This window comes from Actinobacillus suis ATCC 33415 (assembly GCF_000739435.1).
Classification (GTDB): Bacteria; Pseudomonadota; Gammaproteobacteria; order Enterobacterales; family Pasteurellaceae; genus Actinobacillus; species Actinobacillus suis.
Genome location: NZ_CP009159.1, coordinates 207,910 through 229,497, shown reverse-complemented (window position 1 = coordinate 229,497; position 21,588 = coordinate 207,910). Strand labels below are relative to the sequence as shown.

Below are 21,588 nucleotides of genomic sequence, written 5' to 3'. Positions count from 1 at the left end.
AAAAAACTGTGCTAGCCAAAACTAGCACAGTAAATGTTTAATTATATAGTTATTCTGTTTTATGACCTTCATCTAGGTGAACGATATTCACTAGATCATCCGAACTTACTTCGAAAGCTTTACCAAAGCCTTTTACGAAAAGGCCTTGTGTCGGTTTAAAACTGAATAAGTTGAAATCTTTCATTTTTGAAAGCTCATCAATAAGATCACCATGGCGTGCTTTTAATGCTTTTAAACCACTTTCCCACTCTTCACCTTCACGTTCAATTAAACGTGAAGTCGCATCAAACGTTAAACGGCGGCGAGCAAAAATTTGACGGCTTTTCGTTTCATCATCAATCAACATTAATGATACTTTCGGTACATCAATTAAATTACGAGCATGACGAGCAATCGTTGAAATCAGTACTTGGTATTCGCCATTATTAATCACAAAAGGCGCATAACTCACATTCGGATTACCGTCTTTATCTACTGTTGAAAGCACAATTGTCTGAATATTTTCTTTTAATTCTTGAATTTCAGGTCCTAAACGATTTTGTAAGACTTCTTGACGATTAGTCACAGTCATAAGTTCTCCTCAACTAAAATTTATGTAAATTTTATCAACAGGTATTGTTAATACAAATTATTTTTAATTATATTTATACTGTTTTTTTTCGCAATGTTAAAAATGTAAATTTTTACTTTTGACGAACAAATAATCAGCGAGTGGTTGTATCTCTTTGAAATTAAGGCCTATTAATAGCCATAAAAAGGGCTTTTCACTTTACTAAACTTACAATTTTGTGTCAAAATGAATCTGTTCATTCTTGAATATTTACTTCGCCAAAAAGGATTTTGCTTATTAAACAGTATGTCAAAACATTAAAAATTGACATATCTTACAATTATTAATAAATAGGGGTCCATATGCAGAAACGCATAGCTAATTTCCTTAATAAAAAATATCTCTGTACTTTGTCTGTGACAGAAAATAACCAACCTTGGTCCTTTGCTTGTTTTTATAAATTTGATGAAGCTAATTATCGCTTAATCTATATGAGCTCAGAGCAAACCACCCATTCCAAAATCGCACATACAAATCCTAAAGTCGCCGGAACGATTTTCTCACCGACGCGTTTTCATTCCTCCATTCAAGGTATTCAATTTCTTGGTACAACGCACTGCTTAAGCGGTGAAGATGCACAAGCCGCAAAAGACTTATATAAAGCAGAATTCAAGCCATATGTTGATGATGCGTTATCCGTTTGGGAAGTAAAATTAGAACAAGTTCGCCTTATTGATAATTCACTCGGCAAATTCGGTAAAATGGAATGGAAAAAAGGTGATCCGGAAGTGAGAGACGATTTCCAAACTATCCAGCTAGCTTAAGAAAGCAAAATGAAATAAAACAGCCCCGAGAAGTCGGTTTTAAGGCCTGACCTTTCAGGGGCTGTCGCTTTTTATTTTAAAGATTGGCGTGCCATATCAATACTCTGAATAATTGCTCGGCGATCAATAGATTCATTCTCTCCGTCTAATACCTGACGCCAAAAATCAATCGCTTGTTGATACTGTTTATTCGCATAAGCATGCGATGCAAGTAGCAGTAAACTGGTACTCTCTTTTTTATCTAAGCTCAACGCTTTATCAAGCCATCGTTGGGTCTGAGCCGAGATCGTTTTTCCTTCTTGATAATATTTGGCTGTTGCCATTGCACCGAAAATCGCTGCCTTCTCACCCAACACTTTTTGTGCATTATCATAACAAATTAAAGCAGAACCAAAATCATTATTTAAAGCGTAAGCTTGCCCCAACTCATACCACAATTCCCCGTTATTCGGGTTTTCTCGTAAGCGCTCTTGTAAGCTTAAAACATAACGATTATTTTTTTGTTCTTTATCTTCTAGCCCTGTTTGGATTTGAAAAGCTTGATGCAACTGCTCGCCTTGGTTCACTATCTGATAACGTTCCGTTTGCCAATAAAAAATAGCAGCCGCTATAAAGCTTAACGCTAATAGAAATAGCCCGACAAGCGGTCTGTTTTTAGCAAAATTTTGCAAAGATTGGCTAGTTTGCTGCTCAAAATGATAGCGTTGTTCCGCTTCATTGAGATACTCCGCTTTCAGCTCATCGGCAAAATTTTCGGCAAATTTAACCGCTTGCTGATAATTTTCGTGATTAATTTCTGCTCTTGTTTTCATCTTATCGTCATCAAATTCGCTTCAATAAATACGAGTTACTATTTCTTTTTCGTGCGCCAAACAATTAAGCTTAATAAAATTAAACATAATCCGAACGGCATTCCCCATAACACCCAAGTTTGAGCATTAACCGGCGGATCGTAATTCACAAAATGCCCGAAGCGATTGGTCATAATTTGAATAATTTCTTCATCGCTTTTACCTTGATTGACCATTTCATAAACTTCCAAACGTAGTTTATAAGCGGTAGTGGCATTTGATTCCACCAGGTTTTGATTTTGACATTGCGGGCAGCGCAGCGATTTTGCTAATGCCACCGCTCTTACTCGGTCTGACTCTTGCTGAAATTGAAAGGTATCAACCATTTCCGCTTGTGCAATACCACTTAATACAAGCGGTAAAAAAAGCCAAATTTTTTGCAAAAATTTCATTAAGGTTCCTTACGTAATGCTTCTAAACGAGGAAGAAAATCTTTTTCGAAATCCGGGTTATAGCCTTTTTGCTGATAACGCACGATCCCATGCTTATCAATTAAATAACTGGAAGGCGCAGAAGAGACTTTTAGCGTTTGAATTAAAAAGCTACGTTCATAATCATCAATAATCAGGCTAAACGGATTTCCCCAACGATTTAATGCCGCTCTCGCCGCATTCGGTTCATCGGTGTAAGTTAAGCCGACAATCGGAACACCTTGCTCTTTAAGCTTTAATAAAATCGGAAATTCTTTAATACACCAAGTACACCAGCTCGCCCACACATTCAGAATATAAGGTTCTTTCGGTAAGCTGTTATTATTTAAACGTGCGTGCGGATCTAATAAATTCTTACCGACAAATTCAGGAAACGGTTTATCTCGCCAATCCTCGGTCGGCGCTAATGCGTCTTTATTCATTAATGGCACGGTAAGAAACGCCACTAAAGCAATCAATAATAATAAAGGCAAAAACAAAAAGGCTTTTTTCATCTTATTCATCCATTACAAAATTTATTTACGGCGATAACCAAACAGCGCCAAAATTGAGGCGATAACCATCATAATACCGCCAAGCCATAATGCTCTGACATAAGGTTTATAATGTAAGCGGAACGCATATTCTAAGTTACCGAATTTATCGCCCATTACGATATACACATCATCTAAGCCATGATGATACAAACCGACTTCCGCCATCGTCATAGTTCTTACATCATAATAACGGCGCTCCGGTACGACTACCGCCAATTCTTCTCCCGCTTTCGCAATACTAAAAATCGCTTGTTCCGCTGTATAGTTCGCTCCAATAACATCACGATAGCCTTCGTATCGGAAAGTAAAACCGGCTAAATTCGCTTGTTGATCCGGCTTGAGACGCACGCCAATCTCATCGCCATAATAACTATTCATCATCGCGCCAATCACACAAATGGCAAAACCGATATGTGCTAAACGCATTGCAAGCGGTCGAATTTGCCACATATATTGCAAATACGGAATATGGGTCAGAATGATCCACATAGCTAACGTCACAAATAATAAAGGTAATAGCTCGAATTGATATAACTGCGTTTGTGCAATCGTATGTTGAATCAAGGCTAGCGCCAATCCCAACGCAACCGGTAAGAACGCTAATTTTACTAAAATCGTTTTTAGCGGAATCTGCTTCCAACGTAATATCACCGCCAGCCCCATCGCTAACATAAGAAACACGGCTAACGGCGCAAATATGCTATTGAAATAAGGCGCACCGACTGAAATTGAACCCCAATTCATTGCGGTAAAAATCATCGGATAAAACGTACCGAGTACCACGGCGCAAGTAGCGATCGTCAACAATCCGTTCAATAACAGAAAGCCGGTTTCTTTTGAGAACAAGCGGAAACGTACCTCGCCTTGCCATAAATTTACGCGGAAAGCGAATAGCGCTAATGCAATAAAACTTAAACTGAAAAATAGAATCAGTAATGCCATCCCTCGATCCGGGTCAACTGCAAAAGCGTGTACTGAGGTTAAGACGCCTGAACGAACAATAAAAGTCCCAAGTAGACTCAATGCGAAAGCAAAAATGGCCAATAAAATCGTCCAATAGCTAAAAATGCCTCTTTGCTCGCTCACAATTAAGGAATGAATTAATGCCGTACCTAATAGCCATGGCATTAATGAAGCGTTTTCGACTGGATCCCAGAACCACCAGCCGCCCCAACCCAACTCATAGTACGCCCACCAAGCGCCTAAAATAATACCAGCGGTTAAAAATCCCCATGAAATCATCGCCCATGGGCGAATCCAACGTGCAGTTGCCGCATCTAATACACCGGAAAGTAAGCTCGCCACAATCATCGCAAAACTTACCGCAAAACCGACATAGCCTAAATAAAGTAACGGCGGATGAAAGATTAACCCGACATCTTGTAACATCGGGTTTAAATCTCGTCCTTCCGGCGGCGGTGGAAAGCTACGTTCAAACGGATTGGAAACTAATAAGATAAATAGCATAAAGCCAAGGCTTATCAGCCCTAACATTGCTTGGGTACGATAGTTAAACAAGCGGTCGGATTTATCGGAAAAAATGCAAAACACGCCGGTCCAAAGGGTTAATGCGGTGAGCCAAAATAACATTGAGCCTTCATGTCCGCCCCAAGTCGCTGCAAATTTAAAGAAGTCCGGTAATTGACTATTGGAATGCTGCGCAACATAAATGACCGAAAAATCATCACGCAAAAAAGCGTGCGCCAATGTTCCGAACGAGATAGTACAACATAACGCTTGTACTCCGCTAAATAGCGGATTAAAGCTCAGTAATTGTGGGCGTTTAAATGGTTCGCCCCACAGCGATAAGCCCACTTGAAACACAGCTACAACTGTAGCCAAAATCAATGCAAAATAACCCAACTCAGGGAGCATAAATAAACCTTATCTAACTCTATAAAGACAAACGAATGCTAACCGAAATACGTGTTTTTCATAGCCATGCCATCATAAAGAGTTGTTAGCATGATGTAAATGAAAAGGGCGATAACTCGCCCTTTGTTGTAAAAAGATTTGATCTAATCCGAATTTTATCGCTTCGATAAATTAGCCATTATTTATTTTTACTGTTCGCCGTCTGATCGCTCTCGTCCTCTGCTAAAATTTCTGCAGCAGATTCATTCAGCGCTTCCGCTTCTTGTTGCGGTTTCACAAACGGTTTCGGCGTAAAATATTTACGTACAATTTCAACCGAAGAACCGTAAATCAGCTCTTCTTTAAAACGTTCCTTATCCAAAGCCCTCACGCTTTCTATCACACTTTCCGCTTCAATATCATCAATACCTAATTTCATCATTGCCGCTTTACTTAACACTAAAGCCGATTCAAACGTCTCACGAATTTGGAAATCAACATGTCGCTTGGTTAATTCAATCGCACTATGACGATCATAGGTTCGAGCCAAAATCGGCGTTAACGGAAACTCTTGTTTAATCTGTTCAACAATGAGTGCGCTGCGTTCCGGATTATTAATACCTAATACCACACAGTCTACTTTCGCCAAGCCGCTGGCGCGTAACACATCTAAGCGAGTGCCGTCCCCATAATACACTTTAAAACCGAAACTTGCCGCTGCACGAATACGATCAGTGCTGGAATCAATCACCGTTACCGTAATGCCTCTCGCTAATAACGTTTGACATACGATTTGGCTAAATCGACCAAAACCAATGACTAATACGTTATTTTCCAAATCTTCGGCAATCTCAATATCCGTCATATTCGGCGCTTCTTGGGCGGATTTTCGCATCATTGCACGTTGTACAAACAACACAACCAACGGAGAAATCAGCATTGAAACAATCACTGCCGCCGTAAACGTTGCTTGCTGATCTTGATTAAATAAACCGATTGCCGCCGCCGCTGAGAATAATACGAATGCAAATTCCCCCCCGTGCGCCATAATCGACATTCGCATCATTGATTCTCTATGGCTTAAACGTGTTAAGCGGGCGATCACATACACTACCAACGCTTTACCCAGCACACATATCGCCACAATACTTAATAACCATAGCAAATCATTAAAGACAAAATTTAAATCGAGCGACATCCCTACGCCCATAAAGAATAAGCCGAGTAATAAGCCACGAAACGGTTCAATATCCGCTTCTAATTGGTGGCGAAACGCCGATTCCGATAAAATTACGCCGGCAACAAATGCTCCCATTGCCATGGAAAGCCCACTCGCTTCCATTAACCAAGCCGCACCTAATACCACCAGCAAGGCGGCTGCCGTCATCATCTCACGTACTTTAGCTTTCGAAATCATTCGAAACAGCGGATTCATCACCCATTTACTGCCCACGACCAAAATGATAATACCGACAATTGCGATCCCAATCGAAGTGAAATTAAATGTCGGTTCTGCCTCCGCTTCCGGTGAAAGAAAAGCAATCGAAGCCAGCAACGGCACAATTGCTAAGTCTTCAAATAATAGTGTTGAAACAATGCGCTGCCCTTTTAAGGTGCTGGCAATCCCTTTATCTTCTAACACTTGCATCACAATAGCAGTAGAAGACAACGCAAAACCGGCACCGGCAATAAATGCCACCTCCGGTTTAAGCCCCAGAATATGAATACCGGCGAAAGTAAGTAACGTCCCACAAGTTGCAACCTGCAAAAAGCCTCGTCCAAAAATAGCTTTGCGCATACTCCACAGCAACTCCGGATGCATTTCCAAACCGATAATGAATAAGAACATGACCACACCAAGTTCGGCTAAATGCACAATTGCTTGAGGATCTTGGAATAAACCGAGTACGGACGGGCCAATAAGACAGCCGGCGACTAAATAACCTAATACGCTGCCTAAACCGATACGTTTAAATAATGGAACAATCGTAATACTGGTTGCCAGTAAAACAACGATTTTCGCCAATTCAGGATTGGCAAGATGAGAAATACCTTCGGACATAATGATGTTGTGTATAAATTTAAAATTATAATGTAAAAATTAGCCAATTTAGACCGCTTGTAACTGCGCTAAATAGTCTCTATGTTGTTTGCTTTGGAACGGCACAATTTGCATTTCACCGTTAACCCGAATAAGTTGATAAAACTGAGGAAAATTAAAACTGCTGGTCGCTAATGTGGCAGTTTCTTCCACCGAATGCAGTCGATTGATTTCTTTCACTTTTTCTTCTTTTGAACCAAAACAGTAGTAATAAGCTTCTAACATATTCTTTTCATCTAAAATATAAACGTTGAAGCTCTCGTCCGGATTGTCTTCAAAAAAGAATTGTAAGAACCCTTCACTCGCAAATTCATCAATTTCACGTGGGAACGTCAGCCCATTACTCTCCGAATTTAATGCGCTATTTGCAAAATTTTCAGTAAAATCGACCGCTTGATCCTCTATTTGCTGAATCGCAACTTTTTGTTTTTCAAAAATAAATTGCCACGTTTTACCTGCAACCTTCAACGTATTCAACGAGTGCCGATGTGAAATCGTGCCGGTTTGAATCGTAATACAACGGTGTACAAGATCAGCGATAAACTCACGCAACTCACTTCTAAAACGACGACTATAACAAAATACATTGACCGACTGCGGTGGTGCTGAACCTCGATAGATCTTATTCGAAATCAGTTTTAACGCCTTTAAGATCGCATCATCCCCTTCAAATTGGAGTGTGCGAATTTCGTTCCACATATTACGGTAAATAATACTGACGCTCCCCACCAAGTTTTCTTGTGAAGAACCAAAGTTGAATAAATCGCTCGGCTGTACGCTACGGCGCATATCCGCCAGTTTTTGGGTCGGATCATTCACTAAATTCACCGCCAAAATTAAGCTGCGAATCTCATTTGGATGTAACATATCCTGTTCGCTGATCACCGGTGCCGTCACTGGAAAAGAGAGCCTTAAATCCGTAATAAATTGGCGTAATTTCGGTAAATCTAGGCTACGACTAATTAAGTGTAGCTGAGTACTTGAGGTAATCACCCCATTAAAATAGCCCCATGCCACTACTTTGGTCAGGTTCTTTGCATGGCGCACATAACGTAATTCCGAATTGTACGGGCTTCTTGGCGCTTGATTAATTAAATACCAACCGGACTGCAGCGTAGAGCCATCTCTCGCCTCAATAAAGGTTACGGCACTTTCCGATAAATTTTTGGCAATATGCGGATTAATCAACGGCACTTTACCCGGTAAGACTTCAAACACCGAATACAATTTACGCATTAAGGTGTCGATATCATTAGTTAAAATGCTCGGATCAATATGAAACTTGCGGGCAAAATGAATTAAATTACGATAACTCTGCAACAACAAATCAACAATAATTTGTTGATGGCTAATCGCTTGTTTAATCTTCCAACTCTCACGGTTATCCAGCAATTTAATTTCGTTCACATTCCATTGCCAGCCATTCACTAATTCTAATAACGCCTGCTTACGCCAAGAATCGGATTTGTCGCCCTCATTGGCTTTCATATAAAAGCACATTCTAACGTGACCTAAGCGGACAAATTCTTTACGGTTGGTCAAATAAACCGTAACTTGCTCCAACATCGCTAAATAAGGGTCAAAATGATATTTTTCCGGCGCTTGATTGAGCAATTTTTGCTTAAATACTTTTGAAATTAACGCTGTTTCCGGATAAGTCTCGGCATAGCTTTCCAATAATAAAATTTTAAGTGCTGATTTATACGGGCAATCAATCCCTTTATATAATTGCCATAAACTTGCACCGAAAAATTCTGCAGTTGAAAGTGAAGAAAAATCACCAAAATCAATCCATTCACTTTGATCAAAGTCCGCCAACTCCATACATTTTTGATATTGTTTGTCACTTAGATGAAGCCATAATAAACGCTTACCGGATAAACGAATTGCCGAACGATAGAACTCATCCAGCAAGAAAAAATGTTGCGCAGATCCACTATGTTCCGCATTTATATCATTGCTAGCTAAATTCGCTTTAAAATGGCTCGGATTCATTAAATAAAAATTGAGTTCCACATCAAAATGCTTTGCCCAATGTTTGATTTTAGTGAGTTTTTGTTCGATTAATTGATATTCAACCGCACTCAAGCGATCAGAATAACAAAGCCACAAGTCCAAATCAGATAAGCTGGTTTGGGTAATACTGCCGGTACTCCCCATCGAATACAATGCATCAAACGCCGGATTTTGAGAAAAGCTTTCGACTTCCTCTACACTTAAATCAATAGTTGTTAAATAACGATTTTGAAAATCCGAAAGCTGAAATTGGACAATGCCGCTCGGCGCATTTTTTACATAAGCGGGCAATTCAGGGCTGTTGGTATGAATTAAGAGGGGTAATAAAGAAAAAACGTACTGAAACTGCGGGTTATTCGCAGCTAAAGCACGTTTAATTCTAAAATCATTTAAGGCATCAATACGAGGAATAGCATATTCCAACTGGTGAGTTATTGAAGACAAAGCATCCGACACACCAGACAATGGCTGATGTAAGTAAGCTGCTGATAGCTCCAACTCTTCCACGTTAAATCCCTTGTTATAAAAAATGTGATCAATTTAACATTTTGCTCAAAAAAGTAAAGTCAGTTGCCTTGTTACTTTTGACATCTCGCAAAAATTTGCAAAAAACAGCTCGGATCAGACCGCTATCTTTCGCGAAAAGAGTTCAGACCAGTCCTAAAATCATGTAAAATAGACAAGTTTTAGTAGCTTACTTTAGCGAACAAGTGTAAGCTCAATCTAATATCTTACGAAATCAATTATGATGAAGGAAACAAAATGAAAAGAGTCGTTATCACTGGTTTAGGCGTTATTTCTAGTATCGGTAACAATAAAGAAGAAGTTTTAGCCTCATTAAAAGAAGGTAAATCCGGCATTGAATTCGTTCCTGAATTTGCTGAAGTAGGTATGCGTAGCCAAGTTGCCGGAACAATCAAATTAAATCCAGCAGAGTTAATTGACCGTAAAATTTACCGTTTTATGGGTGATGCAGCTGCTTATGCTTATCTTTCAATGAAAGAAGCGATCGAAGATTCAGGTTTAACTGAAGATCAAGTATCAAACGATCGTACCGGTTTAGTAATCGGTGCGGGTACTGGTTCAGCACACAGCCAATTAGTGGCTTGTGATGCAGTACGTGGCCCACGTGGTGTGAAAGCAGTTGGTCCTTATGCGGTAACTAAAACAATGGCATCAAGTGTATCTGCGTGTTTAGCAACACCATACAAAATCCGTGGTGTTAACTACTCAATCAGTTCTGCATGTGCAACTTCAGCTCACTGTATCGGTCACGCAATGGAATTAATCCAATTAGGTAAACAAGATGTTGTGTTTGCCGGCGGTGCGGAAGAACTTTCTTGGGAATGTGCAACCGAATTCGATGCGATGGGTGCAGTTTCAACCAAATATAACGATAACCCGACTAAAGCAAGTCGTGCTTATGACGCAAACCGTGATGGTTTCGTTATCGCAGGCGGCGGTGCGGTTGTTGTGGTTGAAGAATTAGAACACGCACTTGCTCGTGGTGCAAAAATCTACGCTGAAATCGTAGGCTACGGTGCAACTTCAGACGGTTATGATATGGTTGCGCCAAGCGGTGAAGGCGCGGAACGTTGTATGAAACAAGCGTTAGCAACAGTAAACAGTGAAGTGGAATACATTAACGTACACGGTACTTCTACACCAGTTGGTGATGTGAAAGAATTAGGCGCAATCAAAAATGTATTCGGAGATAAGAGCCCGGCGATTTCATCAACAAAATCAATGACCGGTCACTCTTTAGGTGCAGCTGGCGCACACGAAGCAATCTACTCATTATTAATGTTAGATAACGGCTTTATCGCACCAAGCATTAACATCGAAACATTAGACGAACAAGCAGAAGGCTTAAATATCGTAACAGAGCGTCAAGACAAAGCATTAACAACGGTAATGTCTAACAGCTTCGGTTTTGGTGGTACGAATGCTTGCTTAGTATTCCAAAAATACAACGGCTAATCACCAACCCATATAAAGTAAAAAAGTGCGTTTAATACGCACTTTTTTCTTATTACAAGCGGTCAAATTCTTCAGATTTTTTGCAAAATTTTAGGGAATTTGACCGCTTGTTATTTATATGTAAAACAAAAAAGGCTCCATATCGGAGCCTTTTTTACCACCTTAAATCAATTTACGCTTTGGTTAAATCTAGGTCTTTGGTTTCTTTTGACATAAATAATGCAATTAAGGTTAAGACTGCATTTGCCGCAAGGTAGATCCCTACGCCTAAAATGCCGTAGGCTGCGTTGATTTTAATGGCAAATGTCGCTGCGACGGTTGCACCAACAATTGAGGCGAAGTTGTAAGCGAGTGATGCACCTGAATAACGAACTTCGGTTGGGAACAGCTCCGGCAATAATGCCGCCATTGGGCCGAAAGTAAAGCCCATTAACGCCATACCCACGACAAGGAAAGCAAATACAGAATACGGAGTGCCATTTGAAAGGAATAACGGCATTGCTAAACCGAAAATACCCATCGCAAAGGTTACCCATAACAGAAACTTACGGCGACCGACTTTATCAGCTAAAAGACCTGAAATACTAGTAAACGCACCAAAAACGATCGCACTTAATAGTAATAAACCGGTAAAGGTATTTGGCTCAATACCGAGTCCCATCGGGTGACCGGCTTCAGAAAGTTTTGCCGGCGTTCTTGAATAAACTTGCGCAAAGGCGGTCATAATGTAGAACAACACATAAGTTGCCGTCATAATAAAAGTCCCTAAAATAAGCGGTTTCATATGGTGTTTAAACACGGCGCTTACCGGCGCTTTTTGGGTTTTACCTTTTTCTTCCGCTTCACGGAATACGTGGCTTTCGTGTAAGGTTAAACGCACCCATAATCCCACCATAACTAACACGACTGATGAAATAAACGGAATACGCCACGCCCATTCAACGAGCCCTTCTTTACCCCAGATATAACTGACAAGGAAGAATGCACCATTTGCTAGAAATAAACCGATTGGTGCACCTAATTGTGGGAAAGTACCGTACCAAGCACGTTTGCCGTCCGGCGCATTTTCGGTTGCTACTAATGCCGCCCCCCCCCATTCGCCGCCAAGACCTAAACCTTGTCCGACACGACATAAACAAAGTAACACGGTTGCCCAAATACCAATATCCGCATAAGTCGGTAATAAGCCGATACAAACGGTTGAACCGCCCATTAATAGCAATGAAGCGACTAACGTCTTCTTACGACCGATTTTGTCACCAAAGTGACCAAAAAGCGCCGAGCCGATAGGACGAGCAAAAAAAGCGAGTGCTAAAGTGGAAAGAGAAAGTAACTCATCCGAAACCGGATCACCGCTTTTGAAAAATTGCGTATTAAAAACTAATACCGCAGCAGCGGCATAAATATAGTAATCAAAGAATTCGATTGCTGTTCCCACCATTGAAGCAATCGCAACTTTTTTAGGATCATTCCTTAAATTTTGTGCTGTGTTAGACATAAATATAAATCTCATTTAATTGTTATAAAACGGCAAGAATCCTAGCAGTTTCAATAAGCTAGAGCAATAACTCAGCAATCAATCAAAATTAACTTAAATTTATAAAAAACTAGTAAATCAACAAAATTTAGCATAATAAACCAATTCCATATAAAGCTTATATAATTATGCTTTAGCTAAAGCATTTCAGCTTACAAAATTTTTATCATTTTTTTTACAAAATTAAACAATCACAAAAAAGCGATTGTTTCTCTTAAGAATTTAGGCATACAATGGCTTAAACCGTATTAAATTTTTTACAATAAAGGGAAAGAAAACATGACACAAACACAACAACTAGAACCTGTTTCAAACTGGCAATCAAAACTAAAAGCAATAGGACCGGGGATTTTAATGGCATCTGCTGCAGTAGGCGGTTCGCATATTGTTGCTTCAACCCAAGCAGGTGCGATTTATGGTTGGCAATTAGCGTTAATTATTATTTTAGCGAATTTATTTAAATATCCGTTCTTCCGCTTTGGCGTGCAATATACGCTAAGCACGAATAAAACTTTATTAGAAGGCTATCAAGAAAAAGGCAAAATCTATTTATGGATTTTCTTTGTCTTGAATGTGATTGCAGCAATGATCAATACGGCAGCAGTAGGTATCGTTACTGCAGCAATTTTAAAATTCTTATTCTCTGCCATTGGTGTACAGTTCGATCTGAGTATTCCGCTTGCCAGTACAATTATTATTGCTATCACTTGGGGCATTTTATTATTAGGTAAATATCGTTTTCTAGATTCACTGTCTAAATGGATTATGATTGCACTAACCGTTTCCACGGTGACGGCGGTAATTGTGGCGGCATCAAAAGGTGGTGTACAAATCGCACCTGATTTTATTGAGCCTAGCCCTTGGAATCTAGCTTCACTCGGTTTTATTGTGGCATTAATGGGCTGGATGCCGGCACCGATTGAGATTTCTGCGATCAACTCAATGTGGGTCGTGGCAAAACGCCGTTTAAATAAAGTGAACTATGAAGACGGTATTTTTGATTTCAATGTCGGTTTTATCGGTACTGCAATTCTCGCCTTAGTATTCTTAGCGTTAGGCGCATTAGTCCAATATGGTTCGGGCGAAACGGTTGAACAAGCGGGTGTAAAATATATTGCACAATTAATTAAAATGTATGCATTCGCTATCGGTGATTGGTCTAAATTATTGATCGCTTTCATTGCTTTTATGTGTATGTTTGGCACAACCATTACCGTAATTGACGGTTATTCACGAGCTAATAATGAAGCGTTACGTTTATTGCTAAACAAAAAAGAAAGCTCTGCGGCAAGTTTAAGTATTTGGATGACAATCACCGCTGCTATCGGAGTTCTGATTATTTCGGTATTTATGAGTGATGTGGCAAAAATGCTTTCTTTCGCAATGATTTGTTCATTCGTTTCAACGCCAATCTTTGCTGCATTAAATCTATCACTTGTATTAAAAGGAGAAAATAAAGTGAAAGGCGGATTATTTTGGTTATCCATTGCAGGCTTAATCTATCTTTCAGCATTCACCCTACTCTTTATCGCTTATGAATTGGGTATGTTGGCTTAAATTCTAAGCGCTGGAAATACACAAGCGGTCTATTTTCCCAACTTTTTTGCAAAGAAATAAGGAAAATAGACCGCTTATTTTTACTCGTATTATACGTCTGATTCGCTATCACTCACGAGCGGAAAGCCGCCAAGATCTTTTAAACGATTCACCATTGCGCAGAATAACTCTGTAGTTTTTTCCGTATCATACAAGGCTGAATGCGCCTGTTTACCATCAAACGAAATTTTTGCCATTTGGCAAGCCTTTACTAATACGGTTTGCCCATACATAAAACCGGCAAGTGTTGCGGTATCAAACATTGCAAATGGATGAAACGGATCACGCTTCGCATTGATACGTTTAACCGCCGCTTGCACAAATGCCTGATCAAAGGTGGCGTTATGCGCCACAATCACTGCTCGCTGACACCCCTGATCTTTCATTGCACGGCGTACCATTTTAAACATTTCAGGAATCGCAATATTTTCCGGTACTGCTCCACGCAATGGGTTATCAATATCAATGCCGTTAAATTTAAGCGAATCGGGATTGATATTCGCCCCTTCAAACGGCTGAATATGAAAATGGCATTTTTGATCCGGCACTAAATAGCCGTTCTCATCCATTTTTACCGTGATGGCTGCCAGTTCCAACAAAGCGTCTGTTTGTGCATTCAATCCGGCGGTTTCCACATCAATAATTACCGGTAAATAACCACGAAAACGATTTTTTAATAAATTATAGTCTGTTACTTGTTCTGTCATTGTCTATTCATTACAGGTGGTTTTACACCTACTTAAAGAAAAAGCGGTCGGATTTTAAAGAGAATTTGCAAATATCTCTCAAAATTTGACCGCTTGCACTACGAATAGCCGGAGGCTATTTATAGCAAATAAAATTAATTACCTAATGCAGCCTGTGCATTTTTATTTTCAATAAACTCAATTTTATAACCATCCGGATCTTCGGCAAAAGCAATTACTGTTTTACCACCTAATACCGGGCCCGGCTCACGCGTAATTTTACCGCCTGCCGCACGCACGCTTTCAATCGTTGCATAAATATCGTCAACACCTAATGCAATATGACCGTACGCCGTACCTAATTCATAGCTTTCTACGCCCCAGTTATAAGTTAATTCAATAACCGCACTTTCGCTTTCGTCCGCATAGCCTAAAAATGCTAATGAATATTTATATTCAGGGTTTTCGCTAGTACGAAGTAAGCGCATACCTAATACTTCGGTATAGAATTTAATCGAACGCTCCAAATCGCCTACGCGTAACATGGTATGTAAAATTCGCATAGTTCATTCCTTATTTAAGTTAAAAAACTACATATATTATGGCATAATTTCACGCTAAAATCATTTTTCAATTTTACTTATCTATCAATTTTAAGTTATGTCGCACAATCACGATTCTGAAAAAAAATATGATATTGCCACACACGCACTACTACCAATGGTACTAATGCTGTTTGTACAAATGTTACTTAATCACTATTTTGCACCACAAAATGCGATTTTTATCTCGCCGTATTTACTCGCCTTTTTCGTTGCAAATCTCATTGCATTTTTTGTGTTATGGAAAGGAGAAATTTGCCCGGGGCAAACGGGTAGATTGTTATTCGTACTAAAATTCTTCATCGTATTTGCACTTGGCAATTTCGTTTATTCAATCGGCTTCACACCAAAACATAATCCGATGGCTCTTGCCGGGGTGGCATCATTGATGCTCGGTATTTTTTATTGGTTATTTAACGCACATGAAAAACCGATGAACACCTTAATTTACTGCGCTTTCGGTATTCTTGCGGTGGGAATGATTCAGTATTTAGCGATTTATTGGGTTGAACTTCCCTCTTTATTTAACGGTGTGCGCGCCAATAATTTTGCCCAACTGTTATTCGGTATTTTACTTGCCGGTTGGTATTTGATGTTGGCAAAAAGCCGTCTTGATGTTTTCTTTAAATTATTAGTACAGCTTGCGCTAATCGTTTTAGTACTAAATTATTTATGGAGTGCATTCGTACTGTACCAACAATTGCAAATTATGCCGGATATGTCGTTATTGCCCTATGTAGTTTATTTTCTCGTGCAATTTGTGATTTTCGCTTTACTCGCTTGGTTATTACTCGGCAAAGGCGAAAAACAAATTAAAAACCCATTCGGATGGACATTAGCTACCTTATTAGCGATGTTCTATCCATTTACCAATATGATCTAATGCTAAAACGTAGCTTACTTGTTATCGGTACTTTTGTTGCACTGCTGATTGTCGGCGGTGCGACACTGCTTTCAGGTAAGCAACTTGCTACGGTAACCAATTGGTTACTACCGGACGGCTGGCAAATTCAAACGCCCGCCGGCGGTATTCAAGCTAATTTAGAAAATGCAAATTTAGCGAAATTTTCTCTCACCTATCAAAATTGTCCTTTAATTACAGTCGATAACCTTGCTGTACATTGGCACAACCAGCATAGTATCTCAATCGATAAAGCGATTCTTGATTATCAATGTTTAACTCAATTACCAACCTCGGATGATTCATCATCTACGTTCTCTCTTACGCCAATTCTAGCTTTGTTACCCGAAGGTGAAGCGGAAATTAAAGCGTTATATTGGAGAAATTTGCCTGATGATTTGCATCCACGTTTAGCGCAATTACTAACCACGCCGAGTTACAGCAAATTTGCATTTTTTCAGCAAAAATTGACCGCTTTAATCCGCCAACAAGCGGTCGAATTAACTGCAGAATTTACCAATCAAACGCTTTCCGGCAATTTAAGCTATCAACCGAGCGAACAGGAAAAACATAATTTACTGTTTTCCGCCCACGTGAATCCGAAAGATTTGTTCGCCATTCCATCACAATTTGAAGGTGATTATCACTGGATTCTACCGAAAGAAATCGTCGCAAATGAAGTAATTCGAGAAGGCAGCTCTCTACTCAGTTGGCAAACCGATGAACAAAATCAGTTAGTCGGCGATTGGGCTTTCGCTTCTGAAACTGCCCCGAAAAACCGCTTAAACTTCCCATTCCGTTTTGATTCACAAACCCTTGAAATTAAACAGGGCAAATTCTATTGGGATTGGCTGGAAGATTTTCCGCTGCAAGGCTTTATTAATGCCAAACTCACGCCGAACAGTTTTGCAAATGGCGATTATTATCCGATTAAAACCTACTTACGTTTTAACTTGCTATCGCAAAGTAAAAATGCCGGTAAAGGAAATATTGTATTGGAAAGCCGTGACGGTGAATTACAAACTGACGGTTTAAATATGCCGTTTCAAATCACCGGTAATGTGAAATATGACGATTTCATTCTGTACAGTTCTTTACCGGTAGCATTTAGCGGTAAATTTGATCATCTGAGTTTTAAATTTCAGCCAAAATCGCTCTTACGTTTGGTCGGGAAACAACGATTACTGGCAATTCATGAATTACGTTTTCCGCTTGCCGGTATTCAGATTAATAAGCATGGTGTAAATGGTCGCTTACATGCAGTATTCAAAGGTGAAAGCCCCGATTTTAAAAATATCAATCTGCATTTAGACGGTTTTGCCAAAAACTTCAAAATGGGACAATTAGACTTTTTTGAAGACGTTGCGGATAAAAATGCGGTACAAGATTTGTGGCAATGGCGAGTTTGGGGCGATACCAATATCCACACAATAGCCAGTAAACTTAACGTTAGCGGGCAAGGAAATTGGCACCAAAATTTGGTACAACTCAACAAATTAAGTGGTGAATTAGGCAAAATTCACCAGAAAGGCGTGTATATTCCTAAAACTGAATTACGTTTACTGGAACCAATTAAATTTGCTTATGAAAAATGGCAACTTAACGGCGGACTTCAAATCCAATCGCCTGAAATTAGTTTTGATTACGGCGGGAAAATTCCATCGCCGTCCGCAAAATTACAAGTGAACGGTGAAATTGAAAACTTGAACCTAAAAGGCGAACTGCAAGCAGAACAAATCAAACCGCTTCAATTATTCGCCCGCCGTAAACTGACCAAAACCGCAAGCGAACTGATTGGGCGATTATATTGGAAAGAACAATCGGCAAAAGTGTTCCAACCGTTAATTCCGTTTCGTCAACATTGGCTAATCACCAATGGCACTGTTCGAGGCGAAACCGCTTTTAGTGCCAGTGCGGAAAAAGGCATTATTGCCGGCGGGCATTTTGCCATTCGTAACGCAGCGCTTTCCATGCCGAACGGTGAAGCAAAAGCAATTGAATTTAACCTGCCCTACCGCTTACAGGACAACGAGTTTGACTTTGGTTTGAAGCAGCCTATCGACTTAAAAATCGGGCAATTGAATATTGGTTTACCGATTGAGAATATTCATGTAAAAGTGTTTGGGCATTATCCTTATAGCCGTAAAAAACCGTTAATGCTTAAACAACTTTCAATGAATTTATTAGATGGTGCGTTGAGTGTTGAGCAATTTGCCTTGCCACAAACTCAAATTGCTTATTTAAAGCTGGCAAATATCAATTTCGAACGTATCCTCGAATTGGTGCAATATCAGCAAATTGAGCTCAAAGGCAAAGCCAATGCTACCTTGCCGTTTTGGTTGGAAGGTAAACCTTGTTATGTATGTGACGGCTTACTGACCCAAGCTGTGGAATCGAATTTAAAAATTCAGCCCGAATTAATGAAAGCAATTTCACAAACCAGCGGCTATTCCGAACGACTATTACTCTATTTACTCAATGATACGAAAATTACCGATTTACGTAGCTTGATTAATGTTGGGCCGAATGGTGAAATGACGTTAGATGCCAAATTAAAAATGCAGCTTAATCAGCAAGAAAAAGCCAAAATTAACTTTAATTATCATCATAAAGAGAATATCTTTAGCCTTTGGCATATGATCAATTCAGGTTCTTATGTCGAACAGAATCTTGAAAATTCTATTTACCAGCAACTAGATAAAAGAAAATGAGAAAAAGCCTACTTTTTGCAATTTTTTGCCTAAATTTGACCGCTTGTACGCCAAAAGTACAGCTTGAAACGCCGGCGGAAGGGATCACGATTAATATGAATGTGGTGGTTGATCACCGTATTGATGTGAAATTTGATGAAAAGTCTCGTGCCGTATTGCAAACCTCAGATAACAAAGCGGCTAAATCAGAAGCGGTGGTAGCAACACCGGCAGAATAGCTCCCATAAAAAAATGCACGGAACATTCCGTGCATTTATAATTAGAACGTCACCATTTGATGATATTTAAATTGTTGGTAAATTTCCGCTAATTTTTCACCGCTTGGTAGTACCAAATCAGGGTTAAGATCATACATCGGTACAATTACAAATTCTCGATTTTTCATTTCGATATGCGGTACGGTTAAACGTTCGTTTTGAATCTGTTCATCACCGTATAAGATAATATCCAAATCCAGCGTACGCTCTCCCCAGCGGCGAATTCGCACTCGTCCTTGAGCGTTTTCAATACTTTGTAATTTATCCAACAATTCAAGCGCCGTTAAATCGGTATCGAATTTTGCCACCGCATTCACATAATCCGGCTGATCTTGTGGCCCAACCGGCTTACTGCCGTAGAACGGACTAATTTCAAAATTAATTGCAAATGTTTTTAAAGATTCGACCGCTTGTTTAACTTGCGCAAGCGGATTATCTAAATTGGAACCTAATGCGATATAAACCGTTTTCATCATAATGTCCGTTTCTGTCAATACTTGCTAAAATAAAAGGCACAAGCTCTCACTTGCGCCATACTTCAATTTATTCAGCTAAGGCTTTCTTCGCCGGCTTTTTCTTTCTAAATGTCTTACGACGGCGTTTTTTCTTTTCTTCGCCTGCAAAATTCGGCAAATTTCTGACCGCTTTAAGCATTTCCGCACGTTGTGCGTCATTGCTAAATTGGTATTCATGCCACCACGCTGAAAGCTCAACTAAATCACCGCCTTCAATCTCAGCACGCATCACTAATAAATCAAAACCCGCACGGAATTTTACGTGTTCTAGCGTCTGCTGCGGACGTTTGCCCGAACGCTTAGTCATCTGGAATTGTAACGCCCAAATATCACGAATCACAGATGTATGACGGCGATGTAATGCAATTGCTTTACAGCTTTCGGCCAATATATCATTAGCCGCCAGCATCATCGCATCATGACTATTTAAGCCACCTTCATTTTTCAGCACTTCCATTTTCTCACGTAATGGATACCAAAGAAGGGCTGCAAATAAAAATGCCGGATTCACACGTAAATTATCACGAATACGATCATCGGTTGAATTAAGTGCTTTACTTAACATTCGCTCCGCATTCGAATCATTACGTTCGGTAAAAAACGGCACAAGTACTGGGAATAACTGCTCAAATAGTCCATATTGACGCATTAATTGATAAGTTTTAAAGCCTTGCCCTGATTGCAATAATTTCAATGACTCATCAAATAAACGTGCCGCCGGGATATTCTTCAATAAATGGGCTAATTCACGAATCGGCGCATCGGTCGGTTTATCCAAGAACATATCCAATTTCGCCATAAAGCGAACCGCACGTAACATACGCACAGGATCTTCTTGATAGCGCACAACCGGATCACCGATTAAACGTAATTTACCGGCTTTCAGATCCGCAATACCGTCAAAGAAATCAAAAATCAGGTTATGTTTCGGATCATAATAGAGCGAGTTAACCGTGAAATCGCGACGCTGTGCGTCTTCACGTAGCGTGCCGTACACATTGTCACGTAACAGCATACCTTCCTCGCTGACTTTTGAGATTTTATCGCTGCTATGATTGCTGTGATCCGCTCGGAAAGTCGCCACTTCATAAATATCACGCCCGAATACAATATGTGCCAAACGGAAACGGCGCCCGATTAAACGACATTGACGACCAAAGATTTTTTGAATTTCTTCCGGTTTTGCATTAGTTGCAACGTCAAAATCTTTTGGTTTATGTCCTAACAATAAATCTCGAATACAACCACCGACCACGTAGGCCTCAAAACCGGCACGCTGTAATTTTTCAACGATTACTAACGCATTTTTCGGAAAGTCTTTCGGCGTAATATCATAATGGCCGGCATTTACTGTAAATTTTTTGTGTAACAGATGAGAAGGCATATTTGTATTATTTGCCTTCTTGGCTTTTTTAGACGAGTGCGTTTTGTTTTCAATCGCTTTCGAAGCAGAGCGTTTAGTACGTGATTCTGCTGCTTTAGCGTTCTTGCCTTGCTTACGTCCTTCCGATTCAAACTCTACAAGCGGTTGCTTTTTAACGTTTTTTCGACGAGTAAACAACGATTTGATATAGTTAAAAATAATACACCTCTGAAATTAACAATCGATAATAGATAATTAAATCATAATAAAAATAATG

Annotated in this window: 18 protein-coding genes; 6 read left to right on the top strand and 12 right to left on the bottom strand. The window is 39.8% G+C overall.

The window, feature by feature from the left end:
- Positions 1–49: 49 nt before the first annotated feature.
- Positions 50–571, bottom strand: coding sequence for a heme utilization protein HutZ (gene hutZ, locus ASU1_RS01125; RefSeq protein WP_014991029.1), 522 nt, complete (start codon positions 569–571; stop codon positions 50–52).
- 341 nt (positions 572–912) lie between these two features.
- On the opposite strand from hutZ, the gene ASU1_RS01120 reads away from it, so the two are divergent.
- Complete coding sequence (locus tag ASU1_RS01120; RefSeq protein ID WP_014991028.1) at positions 913–1,374, top strand: pyridoxamine 5'-phosphate oxidase family protein; 462 nt, start codon at positions 913–915, stop codon at positions 1,372–1,374.
- A 71-nt stretch (positions 1,375–1,445) separates the two neighbouring features.
- Here ASU1_RS01120 and ASU1_RS01115 read toward each other — a convergent pair whose 3' ends face one another.
- The 6 genes from ASU1_RS01115 to ASU1_RS01090 all read right to left on the bottom strand — a co-directional run bounded on the left by ASU1_RS01115 (position 1,446) and on the right by ASU1_RS01090 (position 9,670).
- Positions 1,446–2,186, bottom strand: a complete 741-nt coding sequence (locus ASU1_RS01115; RefSeq protein WP_014991027.1) for a TPR domain-containing protein — start codon at positions 2,184–2,186, stop codon at positions 1,446–1,448.
- A gap of 38 nt (positions 2,187–2,224) precedes the next feature.
- Positions 2,225–2,617 (bottom strand): heme lyase NrfEFG subunit NrfF, encoded by a 393-nt coding sequence (gene nrfF, locus ASU1_RS01110; RefSeq protein ID WP_014991026.1) that lies wholly within the window; start codon positions 2,615–2,617, stop codon positions 2,225–2,227.
- Entirely contained in the window at positions 2,617–3,150 is a 534-nt protein-coding gene (locus tag ASU1_RS01105; protein ID WP_014991025.1) for a redoxin family protein, read from the bottom strand. The genes nrfF and ASU1_RS01105 overlap by 1 nt, the downstream gene beginning before the upstream one ends.
- Before the next feature lie 21 nt (positions 3,151–3,171).
- On the bottom strand, positions 3,172–5,067 hold the full coding sequence (nrfE, locus tag ASU1_RS01100; RefSeq protein ID WP_014991024.1) for a heme lyase NrfEFG subunit NrfE: 1,896 nt from the start codon (positions 5,065–5,067) through the stop codon (positions 3,172–3,174).
- A 178-nt stretch (positions 5,068–5,245) separates the two neighbouring features.
- On the bottom strand, positions 5,246–7,108 hold the full coding sequence (locus ASU1_RS01095; protein WP_039194852.1) for a monovalent cation:proton antiporter-2 (CPA2) family protein: 1,863 nt from the start codon (positions 7,106–7,108) through the stop codon (positions 5,246–5,248).
- Between the two features lie 48 nt (positions 7,109–7,156).
- Positions 7,157–9,670 (bottom strand): class I adenylate cyclase, encoded by a 2,514-nt coding sequence (locus ASU1_RS01090; protein ID WP_014991022.1) that lies wholly within the window; start codon positions 9,668–9,670, stop codon positions 7,157–7,159.
- Between the two features lie 255 nt (positions 9,671–9,925).
- Here ASU1_RS01090 and fabB point away from each other — a divergent pair, with 255 nt between their 5' ends.
- Entirely contained in the window at positions 9,926–11,143 is a 1,218-nt protein-coding gene (gene fabB, locus ASU1_RS01085; RefSeq protein ID WP_014991021.1) for a beta-ketoacyl-ACP synthase I, read from the top strand.
- 172 nt (positions 11,144–11,315) lie between these two features.
- Here the strand turns inward: fabB and ASU1_RS01080 are convergent, their stop codons facing one another.
- Complete coding sequence (locus tag ASU1_RS01080) at positions 11,316–12,641, bottom strand: MFS transporter (RefSeq protein WP_014991020.1); 1,326 nt, start codon at positions 12,639–12,641, stop codon at positions 11,316–11,318.
- Between the two features lie 318 nt (positions 12,642–12,959).
- Between ASU1_RS01080 and ASU1_RS01075 the strand changes: the two genes are divergently transcribed.
- A complete protein-coding gene (locus ASU1_RS01075; RefSeq protein WP_014991019.1) occupies positions 12,960–14,237 on the top strand; it encodes an NRAMP family divalent metal transporter in 1,278 nt (425 codons plus the stop codon).
- Between the two features lie 89 nt (positions 14,238–14,326).
- Here ASU1_RS01075 and rnt read toward each other — a convergent pair whose 3' ends face one another.
- Both rnt and gloA read right to left on the bottom strand, forming a co-directional pair.
- Entirely contained in the window at positions 14,327–14,983 is a 657-nt protein-coding gene (rnt, locus tag ASU1_RS01070) for a ribonuclease T (protein WP_014991018.1), read from the bottom strand.
- A 134-nt stretch (positions 14,984–15,117) separates the two neighbouring features.
- The gene (gene gloA, locus ASU1_RS01065) at positions 15,118–15,525 is read right to left on the bottom strand and encodes a lactoylglutathione lyase (protein ID WP_014991017.1); all 408 of its coding nucleotides are present in this window, start codon (positions 15,523–15,525) and stop codon (positions 15,118–15,120) included.
- A gap of 97 nt (positions 15,526–15,622) precedes the next feature.
- On the opposite strand from gloA, the gene ASU1_RS01060 reads away from it, so the two are divergent.
- From ASU1_RS01060 to ASU1_RS01050, 3 genes are read left to right on the top strand one after another with little or no spacing between them, the layout of a single operon-like run.
- Entirely contained in the window at positions 15,623–16,447 is an 825-nt protein-coding gene (locus ASU1_RS01060) for a hypothetical protein (protein WP_039194850.1), read from the top strand.
- Complete coding sequence (locus ASU1_RS01055) at positions 16,447–19,176, top strand: YdbH family protein (RefSeq protein WP_014991015.1); 2,730 nt, start codon at positions 16,447–16,449, stop codon at positions 19,174–19,176. The genes ASU1_RS01060 and ASU1_RS01055 overlap by 1 nt, the downstream gene beginning before the upstream one ends.
- Positions 19,173–19,394, top strand: a complete 222-nt coding sequence (locus ASU1_RS01050; protein WP_014991014.1) for a YnbE family lipoprotein — start codon at positions 19,173–19,175, stop codon at positions 19,392–19,394. The genes ASU1_RS01055 and ASU1_RS01050 overlap by 4 nt, the downstream gene beginning before the upstream one ends.
- Before the next feature lie 41 nt (positions 19,395–19,435).
- Here the strand turns inward: ASU1_RS01050 and folK are convergent, their stop codons facing one another.
- Together folK and pcnB are read right to left on the bottom strand one after the other, a co-directional pair.
- Positions 19,436–19,906 (bottom strand): 2-amino-4-hydroxy-6-hydroxymethyldihydropteridine diphosphokinase, encoded by a 471-nt coding sequence (folK, locus tag ASU1_RS01045; RefSeq protein WP_014991013.1) that lies wholly within the window; start codon positions 19,904–19,906, stop codon positions 19,436–19,438.
- A 70-nt stretch (positions 19,907–19,976) separates the two neighbouring features.
- Positions 19,977–21,509 (bottom strand): polynucleotide adenylyltransferase PcnB, encoded by a 1,533-nt coding sequence (gene pcnB, locus ASU1_RS01040; RefSeq protein WP_014991012.1) that lies wholly within the window; start codon positions 21,507–21,509, stop codon positions 19,977–19,979.
- Positions 21,510–21,588: the final 79 nt, after the last annotated feature.